This is a genomic window from Kitasatospora sp. NPDC096077 (assembly GCF_040303245.1).
Lineage (GTDB): Bacteria > Actinomycetota > Actinomycetes > Streptomycetales > Streptomycetaceae > Kitasatospora.
This window is the reverse complement of the sequence record NZ_JBEOSV010000005.1, coordinates 180,690-202,452: the sequence shown is the minus strand read 5'-3', so window position 1 is coordinate 202,452 and position 21,763 is coordinate 180,690. Positions and strand designations below refer to the sequence as shown.

The 21,763-nt window shown below is 72.5% G+C and carries 15 protein-coding genes; 8 read left to right on the top strand and 7 right to left on the bottom strand.

Annotated features, from left to right (window positions below; all coding sequences use genetic code 11):
- The first annotated feature begins 136 nt into the window (after window positions 1–136).
- Window positions 137–2,422, top strand: coding sequence for an FdhF/YdeP family oxidoreductase (locus ABTZ03_RS07795; RefSeq protein ID WP_350511966.1), 2,286 nt, complete (start codon window positions 137–139; stop codon window positions 2,420–2,422).
- 65 nt (window positions 2,423–2,487) lie between these two features.
- On the opposite strand, the gene ABTZ03_RS07790 is transcribed toward ABTZ03_RS07795, so the two are convergent.
- Window positions 2,488–4,056: an NlpC/P60 family protein gene (locus ABTZ03_RS07790; RefSeq protein ID WP_350511965.1), complete on the bottom strand. Its 1,569-nt coding sequence runs from the start codon at window positions 4,054–4,056 to the stop codon at window positions 2,488–2,490.
- Window positions 4,057–4,438: 382 nt separating this feature from the next.
- Here ABTZ03_RS07790 and ABTZ03_RS07785 point away from each other — a divergent pair, with 382 nt between their 5' ends.
- The gene (locus ABTZ03_RS07785; protein ID WP_350511964.1) at window positions 4,439–5,623 is read left to right on the top strand and encodes an inorganic phosphate transporter; all 1,185 of its coding nucleotides are present in this window, start codon (window positions 4,439–4,441) and stop codon (window positions 5,621–5,623) included.
- A gap of 29 nt (window positions 5,624–5,652) precedes the next feature.
- Window positions 5,653–5,907, top strand: a complete 255-nt coding sequence (locus ABTZ03_RS07780; RefSeq protein WP_502894408.1) for a hypothetical protein — start codon at window positions 5,653–5,655, stop codon at window positions 5,905–5,907.
- Window positions 5,908–6,025: 118 nt separating this feature from the next.
- Here ABTZ03_RS07780 and ABTZ03_RS07775 read toward each other — a convergent pair whose 3' ends face one another.
- Together ABTZ03_RS07775 and ABTZ03_RS07770 are read right to left on the bottom strand one after the other, a co-directional pair.
- Window positions 6,026–7,522 carry an MDR family MFS transporter gene (locus ABTZ03_RS07775; protein WP_502894414.1) on the bottom strand — a complete coding sequence of 499 codons (1,497 nt, stop codon included), beginning with the start codon at window positions 7,520–7,522 and terminating at the stop codon, window positions 6,026–6,028.
- Window positions 7,523–7,724: 202 nt separating this feature from the next.
- Window positions 7,725–8,174, bottom strand: coding sequence for a MarR family winged helix-turn-helix transcriptional regulator (locus ABTZ03_RS07770; protein ID WP_350511962.1), 450 nt, complete (start codon window positions 8,172–8,174; stop codon window positions 7,725–7,727).
- Window positions 8,175–8,286: 112 nt separating this feature from the next.
- Here ABTZ03_RS07770 and ABTZ03_RS07765 point away from each other — a divergent pair, with 112 nt between their 5' ends.
- Window positions 8,287–9,336 (top strand): ABC transporter permease, encoded by a 1,050-nt coding sequence (locus ABTZ03_RS07765; protein WP_350511961.1) that lies wholly within the window; start codon window positions 8,287–8,289, stop codon window positions 9,334–9,336.
- An 84-nt stretch (window positions 9,337–9,420) separates the two neighbouring features.
- Here ABTZ03_RS07765 and ABTZ03_RS07760 read toward each other — a convergent pair whose 3' ends face one another.
- The 4 genes from ABTZ03_RS07760 to ABTZ03_RS07745 all read right to left on the bottom strand — a co-directional run bounded on the left by ABTZ03_RS07760 (window position 9,421) and on the right by ABTZ03_RS07745 (window position 14,723).
- Window positions 9,421–10,662 (bottom strand): ROK family transcriptional regulator, encoded by a 1,242-nt coding sequence (locus ABTZ03_RS07760; protein ID WP_350511960.1) that lies wholly within the window; start codon window positions 10,660–10,662, stop codon window positions 9,421–9,423.
- A gap of 53 nt (window positions 10,663–10,715) precedes the next feature.
- A complete protein-coding gene (locus ABTZ03_RS07755) occupies window positions 10,716–11,270 on the bottom strand; it encodes a GtrA family protein (protein WP_350511959.1) in 555 nt (184 codons plus the stop codon).
- 76 nt (window positions 11,271–11,346) lie between these two features.
- On the bottom strand, window positions 11,347–13,743 hold the full coding sequence (lon, locus tag ABTZ03_RS07750; protein WP_350511958.1) for an endopeptidase La: 2,397 nt from the start codon (window positions 13,741–13,743) through the stop codon (window positions 11,347–11,349).
- A 164-nt stretch (window positions 13,744–13,907) separates the two neighbouring features.
- Complete coding sequence (locus ABTZ03_RS07745; RefSeq protein ID WP_350511957.1) at window positions 13,908–14,723, bottom strand: rhomboid-like protein; 816 nt, start codon at window positions 14,721–14,723, stop codon at window positions 13,908–13,910.
- 563 nt (window positions 14,724–15,286) lie between these two features.
- On the opposite strand from ABTZ03_RS07745, the gene ABTZ03_RS07740 reads away from it, so the two are divergent.
- From ABTZ03_RS07740 to ABTZ03_RS07725, 4 genes are all read left to right on the top strand, one after another.
- Window positions 15,287–16,024 (top strand): response regulator transcription factor, encoded by a 738-nt coding sequence (locus tag ABTZ03_RS07740; RefSeq protein ID WP_094742879.1) that lies wholly within the window; start codon window positions 15,287–15,289, stop codon window positions 16,022–16,024.
- Window positions 16,025–16,103: 79 nt separating this feature from the next.
- Window positions 16,104–17,234, top strand: coding sequence for a sensor histidine kinase (locus tag ABTZ03_RS07735; RefSeq protein WP_350511956.1), 1,131 nt, complete (start codon window positions 16,104–16,106; stop codon window positions 17,232–17,234).
- 314 nt (window positions 17,235–17,548) lie between these two features.
- On the top strand, window positions 17,549–21,283 hold the full coding sequence (locus tag ABTZ03_RS07730) for a multifunctional oxoglutarate decarboxylase/oxoglutarate dehydrogenase thiamine pyrophosphate-binding subunit/dihydrolipoyllysine-residue succinyltransferase subunit (protein WP_350511955.1): 3,735 nt from the start codon (window positions 17,549–17,551) through the stop codon (window positions 21,281–21,283).
- A 169-nt stretch (window positions 21,284–21,452) separates the two neighbouring features.
- Complete coding sequence (locus tag ABTZ03_RS07725; RefSeq protein WP_350511954.1) at window positions 21,453–21,635, top strand: DUF6104 family protein; 183 nt, start codon at window positions 21,453–21,455, stop codon at window positions 21,633–21,635.
- The last annotated feature ends 128 nt before the right edge of the window (window positions 21,636–21,763 follow it).

Sequence of the window (21,763 nt, the reverse complement as noted above, 5' to 3'; positions counted from 1 at the left end):
CCCTCCCCCTGATCGGCTGCGTACGGATCGACTCTACCGACGGCCCTCCCCCGCCACCGGCCCAGGTGGAAGGATGGACGGGGAGCCCCGCGACGGTGCGGCGGCCCGCCAGCAGCAGAGCCCGAGGAGCGCAGTCATGGCCAAGCAGGCCCCGCAGAGCGACCCGGTGCAGGACGCCCCCGAGGTGTCCGCGCCCCAGCACGCGGCCGCCGGCCTGCCCGCCGTCGGCCACAGCCTGCGGATGGCGGCCGAGCAGATGGGCGCCCGCCGCACCCTCGCCACCCTGCTCAAGGTCAACCAGCCGAACGGCTTCGACTGCCCCGGCTGCGCCTGGCCGGAGCCGGACAAGACCCACACCGCCGAGTTCTGCGAGAACGGCGCCAAGGCCGTCGCCGAGGAGGCCACCGAGCGCCGGATCCGGGCCGAGTTCTTCGCCGCCCACCCGGTCGCCGACCTGGCCGAGCGCTCCGGCTACTGGCTGGGCCAGCAGGGCCGGCTCACCCAGCCGATGCTGCTCGACGAGGGTGCCACCCACTACCGGCCGGTCTCCTGGGACGACGCCTTCGCGCTGATCGCCGAGGAGCTGCGGGCCCTGGACACCCCGGACGGCGCCGCCTTCTACACCTCCGGCCGCACCAGCAACGAGGCCGCCTTCGCGTACCAGCTGTTCGCCCGCCGGCTCGGCACCAACAACCTGCCGGACTGCTCCAACATGTGCCACGAGTCGTCCGGTTCGGCGCTCGGCGAGACGCTCGGCGTCGGCAAGGGCAGCGTCGGCCTCAAGGACCTCTACCAGGCCGACCTGATCATCGTGGCCGGCCAGAACCCGGGCACCAACCACCCCCGGATGCTCTCCGCGCTGGAGCGCGCCAAGCGGGCCGGGGCGACGATCGTCAGCGTCAACCCGCTGCCGGAGGCGGGCCTGGAGCGGTTCAAGAACCCCCAGCACGCCAGCGGCCTGGTCGGCCACGGCACCAAGCTGACCGACCTCTTCCTGCAGATCCGGCTCGGCGGGGACCTCGCACTGTTCCGCGCGCTCAACCGGATGATCGTGGAGCAGGACGGCGTCGACCGCGCCTTCGTCGCCGAACACTGCCACGGCTACGAGGAGTTCGAGGCGCAGGTGCTGCAGACCGAGCGTGCCGAGGTACTCGCGGCGACCGGTCTGCCCTGGGAGCAGATCGAGGAGCTCGGCCGGCGGGTGCTGGCCTCGAAGAAGATCATCGTCTGCTGGGCGATGGGCCTCACCCAGCACAAGCACGCGGTGCCGACCATCCGCGAGGTGGTCAACTTCCTGCTGCTGCGCGGCAACGTCGGCCGCCCCGGCGCCGGGGTCTGTCCGGTCCGCGGGCACAGCAACGTCCAGGGCGACCGGACGATGGGGATCTTCGAGCGCCCCGCCAAGGCCTTCCTCGACGCGCTGGAGAACGAGTTCGGCTTCGAGCCGCCGCGCGAGCACGGCCTCGACTCGGTGGACACCATCCGCGCGATGCGCGACGGCAGGGTCCGGGTCTTCTTCGCGATGGGCGGCAACTTCGTCGCGGCCACCCCGGACACCGAGGTCACCGAGGCCGCGATGCGGCGCTGCCGGCTGACCGTCCACGTCTCCACCAAGCTCAACCGCTCGCACGTGGTCACCGGTGCCCGCGCCCTGATCCTGCCCACCCTCGGCCGCACCGACCGGGACGTCACCGGCGCCGGCGCCCAGTTCGTCAGCGTCGAGGACTCGATGGGGCAGGTGCACTCCTCCCGCGGCGGACTGCGCCCGCCCGCCCCCGGCCTGCTCTCCGAGACCGCGATCGTCTGCCGGCTCGCCCGCGCCGTCCTCGGCCCGCGGGACACCGTGCCGTGGGAGGACTTCGCGACCGACTACGACACCCTGCGCGACCGGATCGCCCGGGTGGTGCCGGGCTTCGAGGACTTCAACGAGAAGGTCCGCCGCCCCGGCGGCTTCACCCTCCCGCACGGTCCGCGCGACACCCGCACCTTCCCCACCGCCACCGGCCGGGCCAACTTCACGGTCAACCCGCTGACCGCCCCCGAGGTCCCGCCGGGCCGGCTGCTGCTGCAGACCCTGCGCTCGCACGACCAGTACAACACCACGATCTACGGCCTCGACGACCGCTACCGCGGCATCAAGGGCGGCCGCCGGGTGGTGCTGGTGAACCCCGCCGACGCCGCCGAACTCGACCTCGCCGAGGGCCGCTACGTCGACCTGGTCAGCGAGTGGACGGACGGCAGCGAACGCCGCGCCCCGCACTTCCGGGTCGTCCACTACCCGGTCGCCCGAGGCGGCGCGGCGGCGTACTACCCGGAGACCAACGTCCTGGTCCCGCTCGACTCCACGGCGGACATCAGCAACACCCCCACCTCCAAGGCCGTCGTCATCCGCTTCGAACCCGACAGCGCGCCGACCGCCTGACCCCGCCCGGACAGCCGGGAGGCCGCCCCACGTCACCGGACGTCGGGCGGCCTCCTCGGGTCGACTCAGTGCGGCAGGCCGCCCAGCGGCAGCGTCGCGGTGGGGCTGCCCGGCGCGGAGGCACCGGAGGAGCCGGTGGCACCCGGGGTGCCGGTGCCAGTGCCGGTCCCGGTCGGGGTGCCGGTGCCGGTCGGGGTCTGCGTCGGCGTCTGGGTGGGCGTACCGGTCGGAGTCCCGGTGGGAGTCCCGGTCGGGGTGCCCGTCGGCGTCTCGGTCGGCGTACCGGTGGACGGCGTGGTCGGCGCGGTCGGCGTGCCCGGGTCGGTCGGGGTGGGCGTGCCGGTGGACGGCGTCCCGCCCGGGGCGGGCGTCGCCGGGGTGCCGCCGGGCGCCGGGGTCGACGGCGCGGGGTTGGACGGCGCCGGGCTGGGCGCGATCGGGGTGACGGAGTCCCAGCCCTTCGGCAGGTCCGGCACCTTCCAGGCGCCGCCGGCGTCGTCCGCCGTGCCGTCCGGGTCGGGCCGGACGGCCCCGAGGATCGGCATCGAGCCGATCGGCGACACCTTGATGAAGGCGCCCGGCCGCGGCGCCTGGACGACCAGTCCGCCGCCGATGTACATCGCGATGTGCGAGGCGTCCTGGAAGTAGACGACGAGGTCGCCGGGCCGCAGCTGGTTCAGCGGCACGTGCTGGAGCTGCGCCCACTGCTCCTGGCTGGTGCGCGGGATCGGCTTGCCGGCGTGCAGCCAGGCCTGCGAGGTGAGGCCGGAGCAGTCGTAGGAGTCCGGCCCGGTGCCGCCCCACAGGTACGGCTTGCCGAGCTGGGCCAGGGCGAAGGCGACGGCGCCGCGACCGGCCAGCGAGGGGGTGCGCTCGCCCTTGCCGAGGGCTCCGGAGGCGAGGAAGGCGAGCTGGGCCTCGTCGGCCTTGGCCTTCTCCAGCTGCTCCAGCTCGGTGCGCTGCGCGCCGGTGAGCGAGGAGACCAGCTGCTCGACGCCGGCGAGGTCGGCCGTGACCTTGGCCTTGGCGGCGTCCTGCTGGGCGACCAGCGCCTGCGAGGCCTTGAGGGCGTCCTCGGTCTGCTTCTTCAGTCCGTCGAGGGCTTCCCGGTCGGCCTTGAGCTTGTCCAGGAACTCGGACTGCGAGCGGCTGGCCGTGGCCAGCAGTTCGGCGATGGTGACCGCCTCGTACGGGTCCTTGGAGAGCAGCAGTTCGGCGTAGGCGGAGGCGGCGCCGTTGCGGTACTGGGCGGCGGCGAGCTGGGAGGCGATGTCCGTCCCGGCGTCGACCTGCTTCTGCTGGTGGTCGAGCTTGCCCTGGAGGTCGGTGAGCGCGGTCTGCTGCTCGTTGACCTTGGCGACCGAGCCGTTGTACTGCTCGGTCGCGAGCTCGGCGCTCTGGTAGAGCCCGTGCAGCTGGTCGAGCAGCGGCCCGAGGGTGGCCTTGGCCTCGGCGAGCGGGTCGCCCCCGGGGGAGACGGCCACGCCGGTGCCCGGGTCGGGTGCGGCGTAGGCGGCCTGGGTGGCCAGCGGCAGGGCGAGCGCGGCCGCCGCGAGAACGGCTCCGCACCGCAGGGCCGCCCGCACCCAGGGGCGTACGCCCGACGTTTCCGTGCGCTGTGCAGCCCCGCCCATGGATTGGTCCTCCCCGCCTTGCCCTGCCCCGGTGACGCCGACCGGGGCTCCCCCCGGACGATCCCGCAGATCCTCCCACGGGTTACTCGGCGGAAACAGAGCGCACGCGGACCGAGAGGTTAATTCTCGATTGATCTGTAGATGATCCGTTGATCTCTGGGCGACCTGTGAGACAGCTCTCAGCAAACGGGGGCGAACCGGGGCGTTCTCCGCTAATGTCCAGCTCAACGCGGCCCATGTCACCCCTCCGAAAGCTTCCAGCCATCGCCGGGCCACCATCGGAACCACGATTCCCGGCCCAGTTCACCTTCCGTTCACCAGACAGACCTACGGTCGCGACGTCAGCAACTGTCAGTGCGACAACTACGACGATTGTTTGGGTATGGAACACATCTCGTTCCTGGTGGCCGTTGTGATCATCACGGCGCTCGCCTTCGACTTCACCAACGGCTTCCACGACACCGCGAACGCGTCCGCCACCGCGATCGCGACCGGAGCCCTTCGTCCGAAGGTCGCGGTCACCATCGCGGCCCTGCTGAACTTCGCGGGCGCGTTCCTGTCCGTGAAGGTCGCCACCACCATCTCCGGCGGCATCGTCAACGAGAAGGCCGGCATCCACCCAGAGGTGATCTTCGCCGCCCTGGCCGGCGCGATCCTCTGGAACCTGCTGACCTGGCTGCGCGGCCTGCCGTCCAGCTCCTCGCACGCCCTGTACGGCGGCCTGATCGGCGCCACGATCGTCGGCGTCGGCATGAACGGCGTCAACTTCGACACCGTGATCTCCAAGATCATCATCCCGGCGGTCGCCTCCCCGATCGTCGCCGGCCTCGCCTCCTGGGGCGCCACCAAGCTGGCGTACGCGATCACCCGCAAGGGCAACTCCGCGGCCACCGACAAGGGCTTCAAGACCGGCCAGATCTTCTCCTCCTCGCTGATCTCGCTCGCCCACGGCACCAACGACGCCCAGAAGACGATGGGCATCATCACCCTGACCCTGGTCTCGGTCGGTGCCCTGCCGCACGGCGCGCTCCCCCCCACCTGGGTGATCGTCTCGGCCGGCGGCGCGATCGCGCTCGGCACCTACATGGGCGGCTGGCGGATCATCCGCTCGATGGGCAAGGGCCTGGCGGACATCAAGCCGCTGCAGGGCTTCGCCTCCGAGTCGGCCGTCTCCACCGTCATCCTGACCTCCTCGCACATGGGCTTCGGCCTCTCCACCACCCAGGTCTGCACCGGCGGCATCATGGGCGCCGGCCTCGGCGGCCCGAAGCCGGAGCTGCGCTGGAGCCTGGTCCGCCGCATGGTCTACACCTGGGGCCTGACCCTGCCGGCCGCCGGCCTGGTCTCCGGCGGCGCCGCCGTCCTGGCCCGCCAGGGCACCTGGGGCGTCGTCCTGGTCGGCGCCGTGCTGGTGGCCGGTTCGGCCGCGATGTGGATGATCTCCCGCCGTCAGCCGGTGGGCGCGGACAACGTCAACGACGTCCCCGAGGTCACCCCGGTCGAGGTCACCCCGACCACCCCGGCCAACGCCTCCCCCACCCCCGCCTCGACCACCGTCGCGGCCTGACCGCCGCCGCAGACCGAGGAGCACTCCCCATGACCCTGCACATCAAGTGGAACGCGCTGGCCCAGACCGCCGGCATCAGCTTCGGCGTCACCGTCGCCGTGGTCGCCGTCTTCGCCCTCGGCATCCTGGCGCTGTCCCGCCGCGAGGCCGCGGCGGGCACCGGCGAGGCGGGCACCGGTACGGCCGGCGGCGGCAAGCCGGCCCTGCTGGTCGGCGCCTACGCCTGCTTCGCGGTCTGCGCGGCCGCCGTGGTGTACGGCCTGGTGCTGATCGCCGCGCCGTAGCCGTAGTCCTTCCGGCGGTCCTCGCCCGGGCCAGGGCCCAGGGACCGCCGGAAACGCCGAACGGGCCGGGGAGTGCTTCCGCACTCCCCGGCCCGTCGCGCGTGTCCCCGACGCCCGGTCAGCCCTCCTGGGTGGTCCGCAGCGCGGTCTCCCGGATGAACAGCACGGTGACGAAGGCCAGCGCGGCGAACGGCGCGGCCCACAGGAAGACGGTGCCCACGCCGTGGCCGAAGGCGTCGGTCACCAGCGGCAGGATCGGGGCGGGCAGCTTCGACAGGTCCGGGATGCCGCCGCCGGAGGCCGCCGCCCCGGCCGGGATGTGCGCCGCGGCGAGGTTCTCGGCCAGGTAGTGGCCGACCTTGTTGGACATCAGCGCGCCCAGCGCGGAGACGCCCATCGCGCCGCCCATGGTGCGGAAGAAGGTGACCACCGAGCTGGCCGCGCCGAGCTCGTTGCGGGGCACCGTGTTCTGCACCGCGAGCACCAGGTTCTGGCTGGTCAGGCCGAGGCCGACGCCGGTGATCGCCATGTAGAGGGAGAGCAGCCCGTAGCTGGTGTCGACCCGGGCGGTGCCGAGCAGGGCGAAGCCGATCGCGAGCAGCGCGGTACCGGTGACCAGGTAGGCCTTCCACTTGCCGTACTTGGTGATCAGCCGGCCGGCCACCGCGGAGGAGACCGCCAGGCCGAGGATCATCGGCAGGGTCATCAGACCGGCCGTCGTCGGGGACTTGTCCTTGGCCAGCTGGAAGTACTGGCTGAGGAAGGTGGTCGCGCCGTACATCCCGACGCCGACCAGCACGCTGGCGATCGCGGCCAGGGTGACGGTGCGGTACCTGAACAGGTCCGGCGGGATGATCGGCTCGGCGGCGCGGCGCTCGACCACGACGGCCAGCGCGCCGAGCAGCAGGCCGCCGCCGACCATCACCGCGGTCTGCCAGCCCAGCCACGGGTAGTTGGTGCCGGCCAGCGTGATCCAGATCATCAGCAGGCTGACCGCGCCGGTGATGACCACCGCACCCAGGTAGTCGATCTTCACCTTGCGCTTGACCACCGGCAGCTTGAGGGTGCGCTGCACCACCACGATCGCGAGCAGCGCGAACGGGATGCCGACGTAGAAGCACCAGCGCCAGCCGAGCCAGGAGGTGTCCACGATGACGCCGCCGATCAGCGGGCCGCCGATGGTGGCGAGCGCGAAGACCGCGCCGAAGTAGCCGCTGTACCGGCCGCGCTCGCGCGGCGGGACCATCGCGGCCAGGCAGATCTGGCCGAGCGCGACCACACCGCCGGCCGCGATGCCCTGGAGGGCGCGGCAGGCGATCAGCTCACCGGTGTTCTGCGAGAGTCCGGCCAGCGCGGAGGTCCCGACGTAGATCAGCAGGGCTATCTGCAGCAGCAGCTTCTTGCTGACCAGGTCGGAGAGCTTGCCCCAGATCGGGGTGGCCGCGGTCATGGTGAGCAGGGCCGCGGTGATCACCCAGGTGTAGGCGGACTGGCCGCCGTGCAGGTCGGTGAGGATGTGCGGCAGGGCGTTGGAGACGATGGTCGAGGAGAGCACGGCCACGAACAGGCCGAGCAGCAGACCCGACAGTGCCTCCATCACCTGCCGGTGGGTCATCGGTCGGTCGTCGACGGCGGCTGCGGCGCCGGTCGAGGCCTGGGTGGTCGCGGTCATCTGGGTCCTTCGGCGAGGCGGGCGGAGTACGGGGGCAGGGGATGCGCACATGAAAATTCGTTGCCTTAAGCAACCATAGACCTGGATGGTTGACTTAGGCAACTTTCTTCAAGTTCCAGTAAAGCCCGCGGGCCCGACCTGCGACTCACTCCTCCGACGGTTCCCCCATCACCTCGTTGAACCGGTGCAGCAGCTCGGCGAAGCGGTCCACGTCCTCGCGCGACCACCCGCCCATCACCTCGCGCACCCGCCGCATCCGGACATCCCGGGCGGCCTCGTAGCGCCGCCGCCCGTCCTCGGTGAGCGAGACCAGCGCCGCCCGGCGGTCCAGCGGATCCGCCTCCCGGGCGACCAGTCCGAGCTCCTCCAGCGCCCGGATCTGCCGGCTCACGGTGGCCTTGCCGACCGCGAAGTGCACCCCGACGTCCGTCACCCGCACCCGCCCGGCCTGCTCGATGTAGCCGAGCATGCTGTACGCCGTGCCCTCCAGCTCGGGGTGCACCCGGCGTGAGAGTTCCGCCACTCTCGCGCGCCCCCGCCGGAACATCAGTCCGACCTCGCGCTCCACCGCCACCAGGGCTTCCTCGTCCGTCACCGCGTCAGTATCGCCCAGCGGCAGTGGCCGAGAAGCGGCGCGGGAGATGGGACAACCCAACTAGTTCATGGTATTAAGTATCCGATTTCCGCCGATACGCAAGGAGATGTGGATGGCCGCCCCGGGGCAGGGTTTCGTCGCTGAACTGAAGGGCGCGGTCACGCCGCGTGCGGCACTGCTCGTGCTCGGCGTGCTGCTGCTGCAGCTCGGCTTCATCACTTCGTACGTCGGGGCGCTGCACCACCCGGCGCCGCACAAGCTGTCGATCGCGGTGGTCGCCCCGCCGCAGGTCACGCCCAAGCTGGTCGGGGCGCTGGAGCAGGTCCCGAACGAGGCGGTCAAGCCCGTCACCGCGCCGGACGCCGAGACCGCGACCCAGCAGATCAAGGATCAGAAGATCTACGCCGCGCTGGTGGTGAACCCCACCGGCACCGAGGACACCCTGCTGGTCGGCGGCGCCCGCGGCACCTCCGCCGCCAAGGCCGCCGAGACCATCACCACCGCGCTGGACAAGGCCCAGGGCCGCACCGTCACGGTCCAGGACGTCGTGCCGCTGGCCAAGGGCGACACCAACGGCCTCTCCGCCTTCTACCTGGTCATCGGCTGGTGCGTCGGCGGCTACCTGGTCGCCTCGATCCTCGGCATCAGCGCCGGCTCCAAGCCGGCCAACGCCCACCGCCTGCTGATCCGCCTCGGCGCCCTGGCGCTGTACTCGGTGGTGGCCGGCCTCGGCGGCACGATCATCGCCGGACCGGTGCTGGACGCGCTGCCCGGCTCGGTGGCGGCCCTGACCGGCATCGGCGCCCTGGTGGTGTTCACGGTCGGCGCCTTCACCATGGCGCTGCAGTGCCTGTTCGACATCATCGGCATCGGTGTCGCGGTGCTGATCTTCGTGGTGCTCGGCAACCCGAGCGCCGGCGGCGTCTACCCGGCGCCGATGATGCCGCCGTTCTGGCGGGCGATCGGCTCGCTGATCCCGAACGGCGCCGGCACCAGCGCCACCAAGTCGATCGCCTACTTCGACTCCACCAACCTGGGCATGCCGATCCTGGTCCTGGTGGTCTGGGCGCTGATCGGCATCGGCATCGCCTACCTGGCCGTGCTGCGCGGCCCGCGCTCCGGCGGCCGCGAGATCGTCGCCGAGGCCCCGGCCGAGGCCTGATCCACCGAGCACCCGTCGCGGGAGCCCCCGGCCGCACCGGCCGGGGGCTCCCGCGCGTTCCGGGCGCTCAGGGCCGGACAGGGCCTAAGGCGTGAGCGAGCCCGGATCGGCGACGATGGCCCGCACCACACCCACCGCCGCGCCCAGCAGCGGCCCGCGCCGCCCCAGCCGGGAGACCGTCAGCCGGTCCTCCGCCCACGGCCGCACCGTCACCCGGGCGGCCAGCTCCCGCCGCATGGCCGGCAGCAGCCAGGGCGCCAGCCGGGCGTAGCCGCCACCCAGCACCACCTCGGCCGGGTCCAGCAGGTTGACCGCCCCGGCGGCGGCGATGCCGAGCGCCCCGCCGGCCCCGGCCAGCGCCGCCCGGGCCGGCTCGTCCCCGGCACCGGCGCGATCGGCGAGCAGCGTCACCCAGTCGCCGCGCACCCCCGCCAGCCCGGCCGCCCGCAGCACCGCCCTCTCGCCCGCGTACTGCTCCAGGCAGCCGTGCGCCCCGCAGGCGCAGCGCGGCCCCTCCGGGTGGACCGGGACGTGGCCGAGCTCGCCCGCGTAACCGCGCGCACCGCGCAGCAGCCGGCCGCCGACCACCACGGCCGCGCCGACCCCGGCCTCGGCGGAGACGTACAGGAAGTCCTCCGGGCCCTCGCCCAGCCAGCGTTCGGCGAGTCCGCCGAGGTTGGCCTCGTTGTCCACCTCGACCGGCAGCTCGGCCAGGCCGTCCCCGATCGGGCCCTCCCCCGCCGGACCGTCCCCGAGCAGGCGCAGCGCGGGGCGCAGTTCGGCGGCCAGCGGCACGCCCTGCCAGCCGAGGTTGGCGGCCCGCTGGAGCAGTCCGCCGGCGCCGACCAGTCCGGGCACCGCGAGGGTCAGCCCGGCCGGGCGCAGGCCCGACTCGGCGACGGCCGCGCGCACCAGCCGGGCGAGGTCGGCCATCACCGCGGCGGGTTCCCGGCCGCGGTTGGCGCTCTCCTGGCGCCGCCAGGCGCGCACCTCCCCGCGCAGGTCGACCACGCAGACGCCGAGGTGCCGGACGCCGATCTCGGCGCCGAGCCCGCCCGGCCCGAGCGGGTTGAGCCCGAGCGCGGTGCCCGGGCGGCCGACCTTCCCGCTGGGTGCGGCCGGGCCCTCCTCGACGACCAGGCCGGCCGAGATCAGCTGCTCGGCGAGCGAGGAGACCGCGGCCCGGGTGAGCCCGGTCGCGGCGGCCACGTCGGCGCGCGAGCGGGGGCCGCGCGCGATCACCCCGAGCACCAGGGCCAGGTTGGCCCGGCGCATCCCCTGCTGGCTGGCGGGCCCGGTCCGGACGCCGTCCGGCTCCCCGCGCATAACTCTCACCTCACGGTCTCGGAGCGGCTCACGGGCCGGTGCACCTCACGGACTTACGGCACATCCCGTGGCATCTCGGGTGCAGCGTAACCGGGTTCCGGGTCGGGGGCCCGCCCCTGGTGCGTCCGGGCCGCGGCGCTGGTGAAGACCCAGCGCTGCATCGCCCAGAAGCGGAACAGCATGGCGACGAAGGTGCCGACGACCATCCCGCTGAGGTAGTCCGCGACCTCCTGCTGGAACGGGGTGACATAGGGCTCGCGCAGGTCGAGGAGGTACCGGGAGAGTGCCAGCGGGATCACGTTGACGCCGATCGCCACCGCGCTGACCAGGAAGAACAGCAGGGCCTCGGGCCGCCGCCCGTCCGTCCGGAAGGCCCAGCGGCGGTTGAGCACATAGGAGACGACGGTGGCGATCACCGTCGCCACCGTCAGGGCCGCCACCGGCTGGTGCGTCAGGACGGTGAACTTGAGCTCGAAGTCGAGCACCGTGGTGAGCGCGAAGCAGCCGCTGCCGACCAGCAGGTACTTCACCAGTCGGCGGTGCCGCAGCAGTGCCGGCCGCAGCCGCGCGGGCACCCGGGCCAGGGCGCGCTGCGTGGGGGACGGCATCTCCGCAGTGTGGCACGCGGAGCCGCCGTCGGCCCGTGGAGAGCGCCGGGCCCGGGGGCCCGGCGCCCCGGGCGCGCTACGCGGCGGCGACCAGCACCCCGGCCGGCTCCAGGGCCAGCCGGAGCACCTCCCGCACGTCCGACACCGGGTGGACGGTGAGCCGCTCCAGCACCTCGGCCGGGACGTCGTCCAGGTCGGCCTCGTTGCGCTTGGGGATGATCACCGTGGTGACCCCGGCCCGGTCGGCGGCGAGCAGCTTCTGCTTCACCCCGCCGATCGGCAGCACCCGCCCGGTCAGCGAGACCTCGCCCGTCATCGCCAGGTCGGTGCGCACCTTGCGGCCGGAGAGCAGCGAGGCCAGTGCCGTGGTCATGGTGATGCCGGCGCTGGGCCCGTCCTTGGGGATGGCCCCGGCCGGGATGTGCAGGTGCACGCCGCGGTCGCGCAGCGAGGTGACCGGCAGCTCCAGCTCGGCGCCGCGCGAGCGCAGGTAGGAGAGCGCGATGTGCGCGGACTCCTTCATCACGTCGCCCAGCTGCCCGGTCAGGGTCAGCCCGGTGCCGCCGGTCTCGGCGTCGGCCAGCGAGGCCTCGATGTAGAGGACGTCGCCGCCTGCGCCGGTGACCGCGAGGCCGGTGGCCACGCCGGGGACGGCGGTGCGCCGCTCGGCGGGCTCCTGGGCGGACTCCGGCACGTGGTGGGGCCGGCCGATCAGGGCGCGCAGGTCCGCGGCGCCGACCGTGACGGGCAGTTCGCGCTCGCCGAGTTCGGCCTGGGCGGCGATCTTGCGCAGCACCCGGGCGATCGAGCGCTCCAGGGTGCGCACGCCCGCCTCCCGGGTGTACTCCCCGGCCAGCCTGCGCAGGGCCGCCTCGTCGACGCCGACCTGTCCGTCGCTCAGGCCGGCCCGCTCCAGCTGGCGCGGGAGCAGGTGGTCGCGGGCGATGACGACCTTCTCGTCCTCGGTGTAGCCGTCCAGGCGGACCAGCTCCATCCGGTCGAGCAGCGGCTCGGGGATGGCCTCCAGCACATTGGCGGTGGCGAGGAAGACGACGTCGGAGAGGTCGAGCTCGACCTCCAGGTAGTGGTCCCGGAAGGTGTGGTTCTGGGCCGGGTCCAGCACCTCCAGCAGGGCGGCGGCCGGGTCGCCCCGGTAGTCGGAGCCGACCTTGTCGATCTCGTCGAGCAGGACGACCGGGTTCATCGAGCCGGCCTCCTTGATCGCCCGCACCAGCCGGCCGGGCAGCGCGCCGACGTAGGTGCGCCGGTGGCCGCGGATCTCCGCCTCGTCCCGGACGCCGCCGAGCGCGACCCGGACGAACGTGCGGCCCATGGCGCGGGCCACCGACTCGCCGAGCGAGGTCTTGCCGACCCCGGGCGGACCGACCAGGGCCAGCACCGCTCCGCCCCGACGTCCGCCGATCAGGCCGAGCCCCTGGTCGGCGCGGCGCTTGCGGACGGCCAGGTACTCGACGATCCGGTCCTTGACGTCGCCGAGGCCGGCGTGGTCGGCGTCGAGCACGGCGCGGGCGCCGGCGATGTCGTACGCGTCCTCGGTGCGCTCGTTCCAGGGCAGCTCCAGGACGGTGTCCAGCCAGGTGCGGATCCAGGAGCCCTCGGGCGACTGGTCCGAGGACCGCTCCAGCTTGTCGACCTCCTTGAGCGCGGCCTCGCGGACCCGCTCCGGCAGGTCGGCGGCCTCGACCCGGGCGCGGTAGTCGCCCTCCTCGTCGGCCGGGTCGCCGTTCAGCTCGGCGAGCTCCTTGCGGACGGCCTCCAACTGGCGGCGGAGCAGGAACTCCTTCTGCTGCTTGGCCACGCCCTCCTCGACGTCCTTGCGGATGGTGTCGTTGACCTCCTCCTCGGCGAGGTGGTCGCGCAGCAGGGTGAGCGCGTACTCCAGGCGGGCGACCTGGTCGGCCTCCAGCAGCACCTTGAGCTTCTGCTCGGCGGTGGCGAAGGGGGCGTAGCCGATGTTGTCGGCGAGCTCGCCGACGCCCTCGATCTGCGCGACCCGGTCGACGATCTGCCAGGCGCCGCGCTTGCGCAGCCACTGGGTGGACAGCGCCTTGTACTCCCTGACCAGCTCGGCGGCCCGGCCGGCCACCGGGGTGCCGACCGAGGACTCCTCGAAGGGCGTGGTCTCCACCCAGAGGGCGGCGCCGGGGCCGGTGGTGCCGACCCCGATCCGGACCCGGCGCACGGCGCGCACCAGGGCCGCCGGGTCTCCGTCGGCCAGCCGGCCGACCTGCTCCACGGTGGCCAGCGTGCCGGCCGCCGCGTACGAGCCGTCCACCCGCGGGACCAGCAGGACCTGCGGCTTGCCGGAGCCGGTGGCCGCCGCGCGGGCGGCCTCGACCGCGGCCCGCACCTCGGTGTCCTTCAGGTCCAGCGGGACGACCATGCCCGGCAGGACGACCTCGTCGTCGAGCGGCAGCACGGGCAGGGTGAGCGGTGTGGACGTCGATGCCATGATCTCTCCCCGGTCAGTGAACTTGAGTCGACCTGACTAAGGCTTCACGAGCGTCGGATGTTCCCCGACCCGTGTTCGCTGCGAGCGAACACGCCGTCACCGGAACGGCCGGAGGGAAGCCCCGTCAAAAGAACAGGGAAAGAACGGCCCAAGAGACCCGGGCGTCAGCGCACGGTGGACGGCCGGGTACCGGCCCGCACCACGGCGGGGGCCCGGACGGCGGCCCGGACGGGACCGGCGCCGACCAGCGGGAGCCGCGGCAGCCGGAGCCGCGGCCGGGACGGTCCCCGCTCGACCCATCGCACCCAGCGCCACCGCGCCACCCCGGTGAGCAGCGCGGCCGGATGCCCGATGGCCGTGACCAGGTCCCTCTGGGAGGCGATCTGCTGGGCGATCATCAGTGCGGCACCGGCCAGCGCCGGCACCCGCCAGCGCAGCGGGAGCGACGCGATCACCGCGCCCAGGCAGGCGAACACCCCGTAGCTGACCCCGATGTCCAGGCGGTCCATCGCCTCCGGCGCCATCCGCCCGAGCCGCACCGCGGTGATCACCACGCCCTGGGAGAGCAGGGTGGCCACCACGTGCCCGGCCGCGAAGACCGCCGCCGCCCGGGCGGAGCCGACCCGGCGCTCCAACGGCGCCAGGGTGACGGCGAACCCCCACAGGTAGGGCGTCCACGATCCCCCGGCCACCCAGAACCCGCTGAGCACCAGGACCCGCAGCGGGTGCAGCAGCAGGTTGTGGCCGTCCGAGCTGGAGGCCTCCTGGAGGTGCTGGACGAGTTCCGGGTCGGCGAGCCTGGCGAAGGTCGCGGTGATCCCGACCACGGCCAGATATCCGAGGGTGAAGGGAGTGCGCCGGGGCGTCGGAACGCGTTCCAGCAGCCATTCGACGACGCCGGTGCGCAGCCCCCCGCGGAGCATTCCGTACGGCGACCCCACGGCCGCGCGCCGGTCGGTGTCCTGCCGCAGTCCCGCCATGCCGACCTCCGCTCCACCCCCGCGGCCACCAGTGCCGGAAGGTGCCCAACGTACCGACGCGAAGGCCGGTTTCCGCCCTGCGGGGCGCCGTCGCCGCCACGGTACGTCGAGGTTCTGAGAGGCACCTGAGAAAAGCCGGTGAAGACCGTCGACGCGGAGAACGGTCGGATTCCCGGCATTGGTCCAGACCTTCTGTCGATTAACGCGCCAGTAGGGCCTCTGACCGGCGACTTGGCGTCAACTGAACTGCATACGTACCGTTACGCAGAGAAAATTCGCCGGGTAAGGTATCGGCCCGTGCCCACTCGTGCGGTGGGCCCGAGGGCGGCCGGACAGCCGGCCCACGGGCCGGAAACGTCCGGTCCGCCTGCCGGGAGGCATCCGCTGTCCGTACGCTGCGGAGTGCGTGGGAGAAGTGGACGGAAGACCATCCGTGCCGCGGCTCCCGGGCGTACGAACGGGACGGCGGACCCGGCACAGTCCACGACGGAACAAGACTACGAGCGGAGCCCCGCCATCCCCACAGGTGGCCGGCCCGCAGCCCTGGGGGCGGTGGCGTGACCGTGACAGAAATTCAGCAGGACAACCCCAACACCGGTGGCACGGTGAGCAGCCAGCGCAGAGTGCTGGTGGTGGAGGACGAGCCCACGATCGCGGAGTCGATCGCGGCCCGACTGGGCGCGGAGGGGTTCAAGGTCGCCGTGGCCCACGACGGCCCGGGCGCGGTGGACGGCTTCCACACCTGGCAGCCGGACCTGGTGGTCCTGGACATCATGCTGCCCGGCTTCGACGGGTTGGAGGTGTGCCGCCGGATCCAGGCCCAACGCCCGGTGCCGGTACTGATGCTGACCGCCCGCGACGACGAGACGGACCTGCTGGTCGGCCTCGGCGTCGGCGCCGACGACTACATGACCAAGCCGTTCTCGATGCGCGAACTGGCCGCCCGGGTCAACGTGCTGCTGCGCCGGGTCGAGCGTGCCCAGCAGGCCGCCCGGACGCCCGCGCTCGGCAGCCTGCGCTTCGGCGAGCTGGAGATCGACCACGTGCAGCGCCGGGTCCGACTGGCCTCGGGCGACGTCCACCTGACGCCGACCGAGTTCGACCTGCTGGCCTGCCTGGCCGCCCAGCCGCGCGCGGTGCTCACCCGCGAGCAGCTGCTGGCCGAGGTCTGGGACTGGACCGACGCGTCCGGCACCCGGACCGTGGACAGCCACGTGAAGGCGCTGCGCCGCAAGATCGGCGCCAGCTGGATCCGCACCGTGCACGGCGTCGGATACGCGCTGGAGGCCCCGCTCTCCTGACGGGGGCTCCGGGCGACGGGCCACCGGGGGGCCCGTGTCCGGCACCGCCGTGCAGACCGCGCGGGGATCACAGGGACCAATGACCTTTCCACAGCAACGCAACGGGGACGCCGACGGCGCGCGCCCGCAGACACTGGCCGCCCGAGCGGCCAGCCGGGTCTGGGCCGACATCCGTCCGCTCGACCCGGTCCGCTCGATCAAGGGCAAGCTCGCCCTGTTGGTGATCGTCTCCGTGTTCCTGGCCACCGGGATGGTGGTCGTGGCGATCCGATCCGAGACCCAGATCCGGATCATCATGGTCTTCTCCATGATCGCCTCGCTGCTGTTCATGCAGTTCCTCGCGCACGGGCTGACCGCCCCGCTGCGCGAGATGACGGCCGCCGCCCGTGCGATGGCCTCCGGCGACTACAGCCGCCGGGTCGAGGTGAGCTCGCGTGACGAGATCGGCGAGCTGGCGGCCGCCTTCAACGCGATGGCCGCCGACCTCCAGGCCGCCGACCGGCACCGCCGCGAGCTGGTCGCCAACGTCTCGCACGAACTGCGCACGCCGATCGCCGCGCTGCGGGCCGTGCTGGAGAACGTGGTGGACGGCGTGGTGCAGCCCAATCCGGCGACGCTGGGGGCCGCGCTGGAGCAGACCGAGCGGCTCGGCCGCCTGGTCACCCACCTGCTGGACCTCTCCAAGATCGACGACGGCGTGGTCGACCTGGACGCCAGACCCTTCGAGGTGCGGGAGTTCCTGGACGGCGTGCTGCGCGGGGTCACCGTGGACGGCGCGACGGCCGGCGGGGCCTTCTCCCGGCGCGGCGACGTCCGGCTGGCCCTGGAGGTCAGCCCGACCGGACTGACCGCCGTGGCGGACCCGGAACGCCTCCACCAGGTGGTCGCCAACCTGGTCGACAACGCCTGCAAGCACTCGCCGCCCGGCGGCACCGTGACGGTGCGCGCCCGGCCCGAGGGGGACGACGGCGGCCTGCTGCTGGAGGTCCAGGACGAGGGCCCGGGCATCCCGCTCGCGGACCGCGGCCGGGTCTTCGAGCGCTTCAGCCGCAGCGGCACCGCGACCGCCGCCGGACCAGGCGCGGACGGCGGCACCGGTCTGGGCCTGGCGATCGCCCGCTGGGCGGTGGACCTGCACGGCGGGCGGATCGCGGTGGCGGAGTCGCCGCGCGGCTGCCGGATCGAGGTCCGGCTGCCCGGGCACGCCTGAGCGGACGGTCCCGGGTGGGCGGTCCTGAGCGGACGGGACATTTGTCACAGATCCGGCACAGCCGCACACGAAGATCGTCTGCGGATTCTTATCCCTGCTTGTCCGCTTTCGCCCCACTTTGGTGGGCGATCGACCCCGGTCGCTTCCCCTCAGATACGGCTTTCTAACGCACTTTTTCAGCCAAATTGCAGGTCAGGACTGTGATCTGGGCGACGCCTGGGGCCCGGGGACTGCGCGATCACTGGTCAGGGGCGTAGCCTTAATCCCCGCTGTCCAAACATCCCAAAAGGAAGCGGAAGAGGGCGGTTGCCGCCGTGTCGCCACAACCTGAAACCCCCAGCTCGGCAAGCTCCACTGGCTTTGGTCCAAATGAGTGGCTCGTCGATGAGATCTACCAGCAGTACCTCCAGGACCCGAACTCGGTCGACCGAGCCTGGTGGGACTTTTTCGCCGACTACAAGCCCGGTACCGAGGTGACCCCAGTGACCCAGGCCGCGACCCAGGCCGGCCCCACGCCGACCCCTGCCGCTGCCCCCGCGCCCGCTGCTGCTGCGCCGGCCGCACCCGCCGCTCCGGCCCCGGCTGCTCCGGCCCCGGCCGCCGCCGCCCCGCTGGCCGCCGCGCCCGCCGCGCCGCCGGCCCCCAAGGCCGCCGCCCCGGTCGCGCCCGCCGCCACCGCCGCGGCCGGCCCCGAGCTGGTCCAGCTGCGCGGCCCGGCCAAGGCCGTCGCCACCAACATGGACGCCTCGCTGGAGGTGCCGACCGCGACCTCGGTCCGCGCCGTCCCGGCGAAGCTGTTGATCGACAACCGCATCGTCATCAACAACCACCTGCAGCGCGCCCGTGGCGGCAAGGTCTCCTTCACCCACCTGATCGGTTACGCCCTGGTCCAGGCCATCAAGGCCTCCCCGGGCATGAACCACAGCTACAAGGTGGAGGACGGCAAGGCCTTCCTGGTCAAGCCGGAGCACGTCAACCTCGGCCTGGCGATCGACCTGGTCAAGCCGAACGGCGACCGCCAGCTCGTCGTCGCGGCCATCAAGAAGGCCGAGACCCTCGACTTCTTCGGCTTCTGGCAGGCCTACGAGGACATCGTCCGCCGGGCCCGCGCCAACAAGCTGACCATGGACGACTTCACCGGCGTCACGGTCTCGCTGACCAACCCCGGCGGCATCGGCACCGTGCACTCCGTGCCGCGCCTGATGCAGAACCAGGGCACCATCGTCGGCGTCGGCGCCATGGAGTACCCGGCCGAGTTCCAGGGCTCCGCCCCGGAGACCCTGTCCCGGCTCGGCGTCTCCAAGATCATGACGCTGACCTCCACCTACGACCACCGCGTCATCCAGGGCGCGGCGTCCGGCGAGTTCCTGCGCGAGATCCACCGCCTGCTGCTCGGCGAGAACGGCTTCTACGACGAGATCTTCGAGTCGCTGCGGATCCCGTACGAGCCGGTCCGCTGGGCCACCGACGTCGCCACCACCCACGACGACGAGGTCAACAAGACCGCGCGCGTCATGGAGCTGATCCACTCCTACCGGGTCCGCGGCCACCTCATGGCCGACACCGACCCGCTGGAGTACAAGCAGCGCAAGCACCCCGACCTGGACGTCACCACCCACGGCCTCACCCTGTGGGACCTGGAGCGCGAGTTCGCGGTCGGCGGCTTCGGCGGCCAGAAGATGATGAAGCTCCGCGACATCCTCGGCCTGCTGCGCAACACGTACTGCCGCACCGTCGGCATCGAGTACATGCACATCCAGGACCCGAAGCAGCGCAAGTGGCTGCAGGAGCGCCTGGAGAAGCCGTACGCGAAGCCCGAGCGCGAGGAGCAGCTGCGGATCCTGCGCCGGCTGAACTCGGCCGAGGCCTTCGAGACCTTCCTGCAGACCAAGTACGTCGGCCAGAAGCGCTTCTCGCTGGAGGGCGGTGAGTCGCTGATCGCCCTGCTGGACGCGACCATCGACTCCGCCGCCGAGCAGCGTCTGGACGAGGCCGTCATCGGCATGGCCCACCGCGGCCGCCTGAACGTGCTGGCCAACATCGTCGGCAAGCCGTACGGCAAGATCTTCGGCGAGTTCGAAGGCAACCTCGACCCGAAGTCGATGCACGGCTCCGGCGACGTCAAGTACCACCTCGGCTCCGAGGGCACCTTCACCGGCCTGGACGGCGAGACCATCAAGGTCTCGCTCGCCGCGAACCCCTCCCACCTGGAGACGGTCGACCCGGTCGTCGAGGGCATCGCCCGCGCCAAGCAGGACATCCTGGACCAGGGCGGCACCACCTTCCCGGTGCTGCCGATCCAGATCCACGGCGACGCGGCCTTCGCCGGCCAGGGCGTCGTCGCGGAGACCCTGAACATGTCGCAGCTGCGCGGCTACCGCACCGGCGGCACCGTGCACATCGTGGTGAACAACCAGGTCGGCTTCACCGCCGCCCCGGCGTCCTCGCGCTCCTCGATGTACTGCACCGACGTGGCCCGGATGATCGAGGCCCCGATCTTCCACGTGAACGGCGACGACCCGGAGGCCGTGGTCCGCGTCGCGCGGCTCGCCTTCGAGTTCCGCCAGGCGTTCCACAAGGACGTCGTGATCGACCTCATCTGCTACCGCCGCCGCGGTCACAACGAGGCCGACAACCCGTCGTTCACCCAGCCGCTGATGTACGACCTGATCGACAAGAAGCGCTCGGTGCGCAAGCTGTACACCGAGGGCCTGATCGGTCGCGGCGACATCACCATGGAAGAGGCGGAGCAGGCGCTCCAGGACTTCCAGGGCCAGCTGGAGAAGGTCTTCGCCGAGGTCCGCGACGCGGCCCAGGCGCCGGCCGACGCCACCGCCGGCAAGCCGGTCGCCGACTTCCCGGTCTCCATCCAGACCGGCATCTCCCAGGAGATGGTCAAGCGGATCGCCGCCTCGCAGGTCAACCACCCGGACTGGCTGACCGTCCACCCGCGCCTGCTGCCGCAGCTGCAGCGCCGCGCCGCCTCGGTCGAGGACAACACCATCGACTGGGCGATGGGCGAGACCCTCGCCATCGGCTCGCTGCTCATGGAGGGCCACCCGGTCCGCCTGGCCGGCCAGGACAGCCGCCGCGGCACCTTCGGCCAGCGGCACGCCGTCCTGATCGACCGCAAGACCGGCGAGGACTACACCCCGCTGCAGTACCTCACCGAGGACCAGGCCCGCTACACCGTCTACGACAGCCTGCTGTCGGAGTACGCGGCCATGGGCTTCGAGTACGGCTACTCGCTGACCCGCCCGAACGCGCTGGTCATGTGGGAGGCGCAGTTCGGCGACTTCGTCAACGGCGCGCAGACCATGGTGGACGAGTACATCGCCTCCGCCGAGCAGAAGTGGGGCCAGCACTCCGGCGTCACCCTGCTGCTGCCGCACGGCTACGAGGGCCAGGGACCGGACCACTCGTCCGCCCGCCCGGAGCGCTTCCTCCAGCTGTGCGCGCAGAACAACATGACGGTCGCGGCGCCGACCCTGCCGTCGAACTACTTCCACCTGCTGCGCTGGCAGGCGCACAACCCGCACCACAAGCCGCTGGTCGTCTTCACCCCGAAGTCGATGCTGCGTCTGAAGGCCGCGGCGAGTGCGACCGAGGAGTTCCTGTCCGGCTCGTTCCGCCCGGTCATCGGCGACACCACCGTCGACCCGGCGCAGGTCCGCAAGGTGGTCATCACCTCCGGCAAGTTCTACTACGACGTGGCTGCGGCCCGCACCGAGCGCGGCGTCACCGACACCGCGATCGTCCGGGTCGAGCGGCTCTACCCGCTGCCGGTGGCCGAGCTCCAGGAGGAGCTGGCCCGCTACGGCGACAACGTCCAGTTCGTCTGGGCGCAGGAGGAGCCGGCCAACCAGGGTGCCTGGCCGTTCATCGCGATGAACCTGGTCGACCACCTGCAGGTCGTCATCGGCCGGACCGGCGGCGACGCCCGTCTGCGCCGGGTCGCCCGCACCGCGGCCTCGTCGCCGGCCGTCGGCTCGGCCAAGCGGCACGCCGCCGAGCAGCAGGCGCTGATCGAGGAGGTCTTCTCGCTCTGACGAGCCGAGGACCCGCAGCACCACTGACGCCCGCGGCCCCCGACCCCTTCCGAGGGGGCGGGGGCCGCGGGCGTTCCCGTCGCCCCCGTACCGCCCCCGTACCGCTCCGGCCGCCGACCGGCGCGGACTATCCTGACCAGGTCAATCCCCAGCGGACCGGAGCGAACCCGTGTACTTCACCGACCGAGGCATCGAGGAGCTGGCGAACCGGCGCGGCGAGGAGGAGGTCAGCTTCGAGTGGCTGGCCGAGCGCCTGCGCGAGTTCGTCGACCTCAACCCGGACTTCGAGATCCCGGTCGAGCGGCTGGCCACCTGGCTGGCCCGGCTCGACGACGAGGACGACGACGAGTGACGTCCTGATCTCGTGACCGCCGAGGGCCCGGGAGGCGACCGCCTCCCGGGCCCTCGGCGTCCTCCCCGTAGGGGGAGACCTCCGGGTCGGGTCCGGGGCGGGCTCGGGGGTGGAACCGCTTGCTTTTC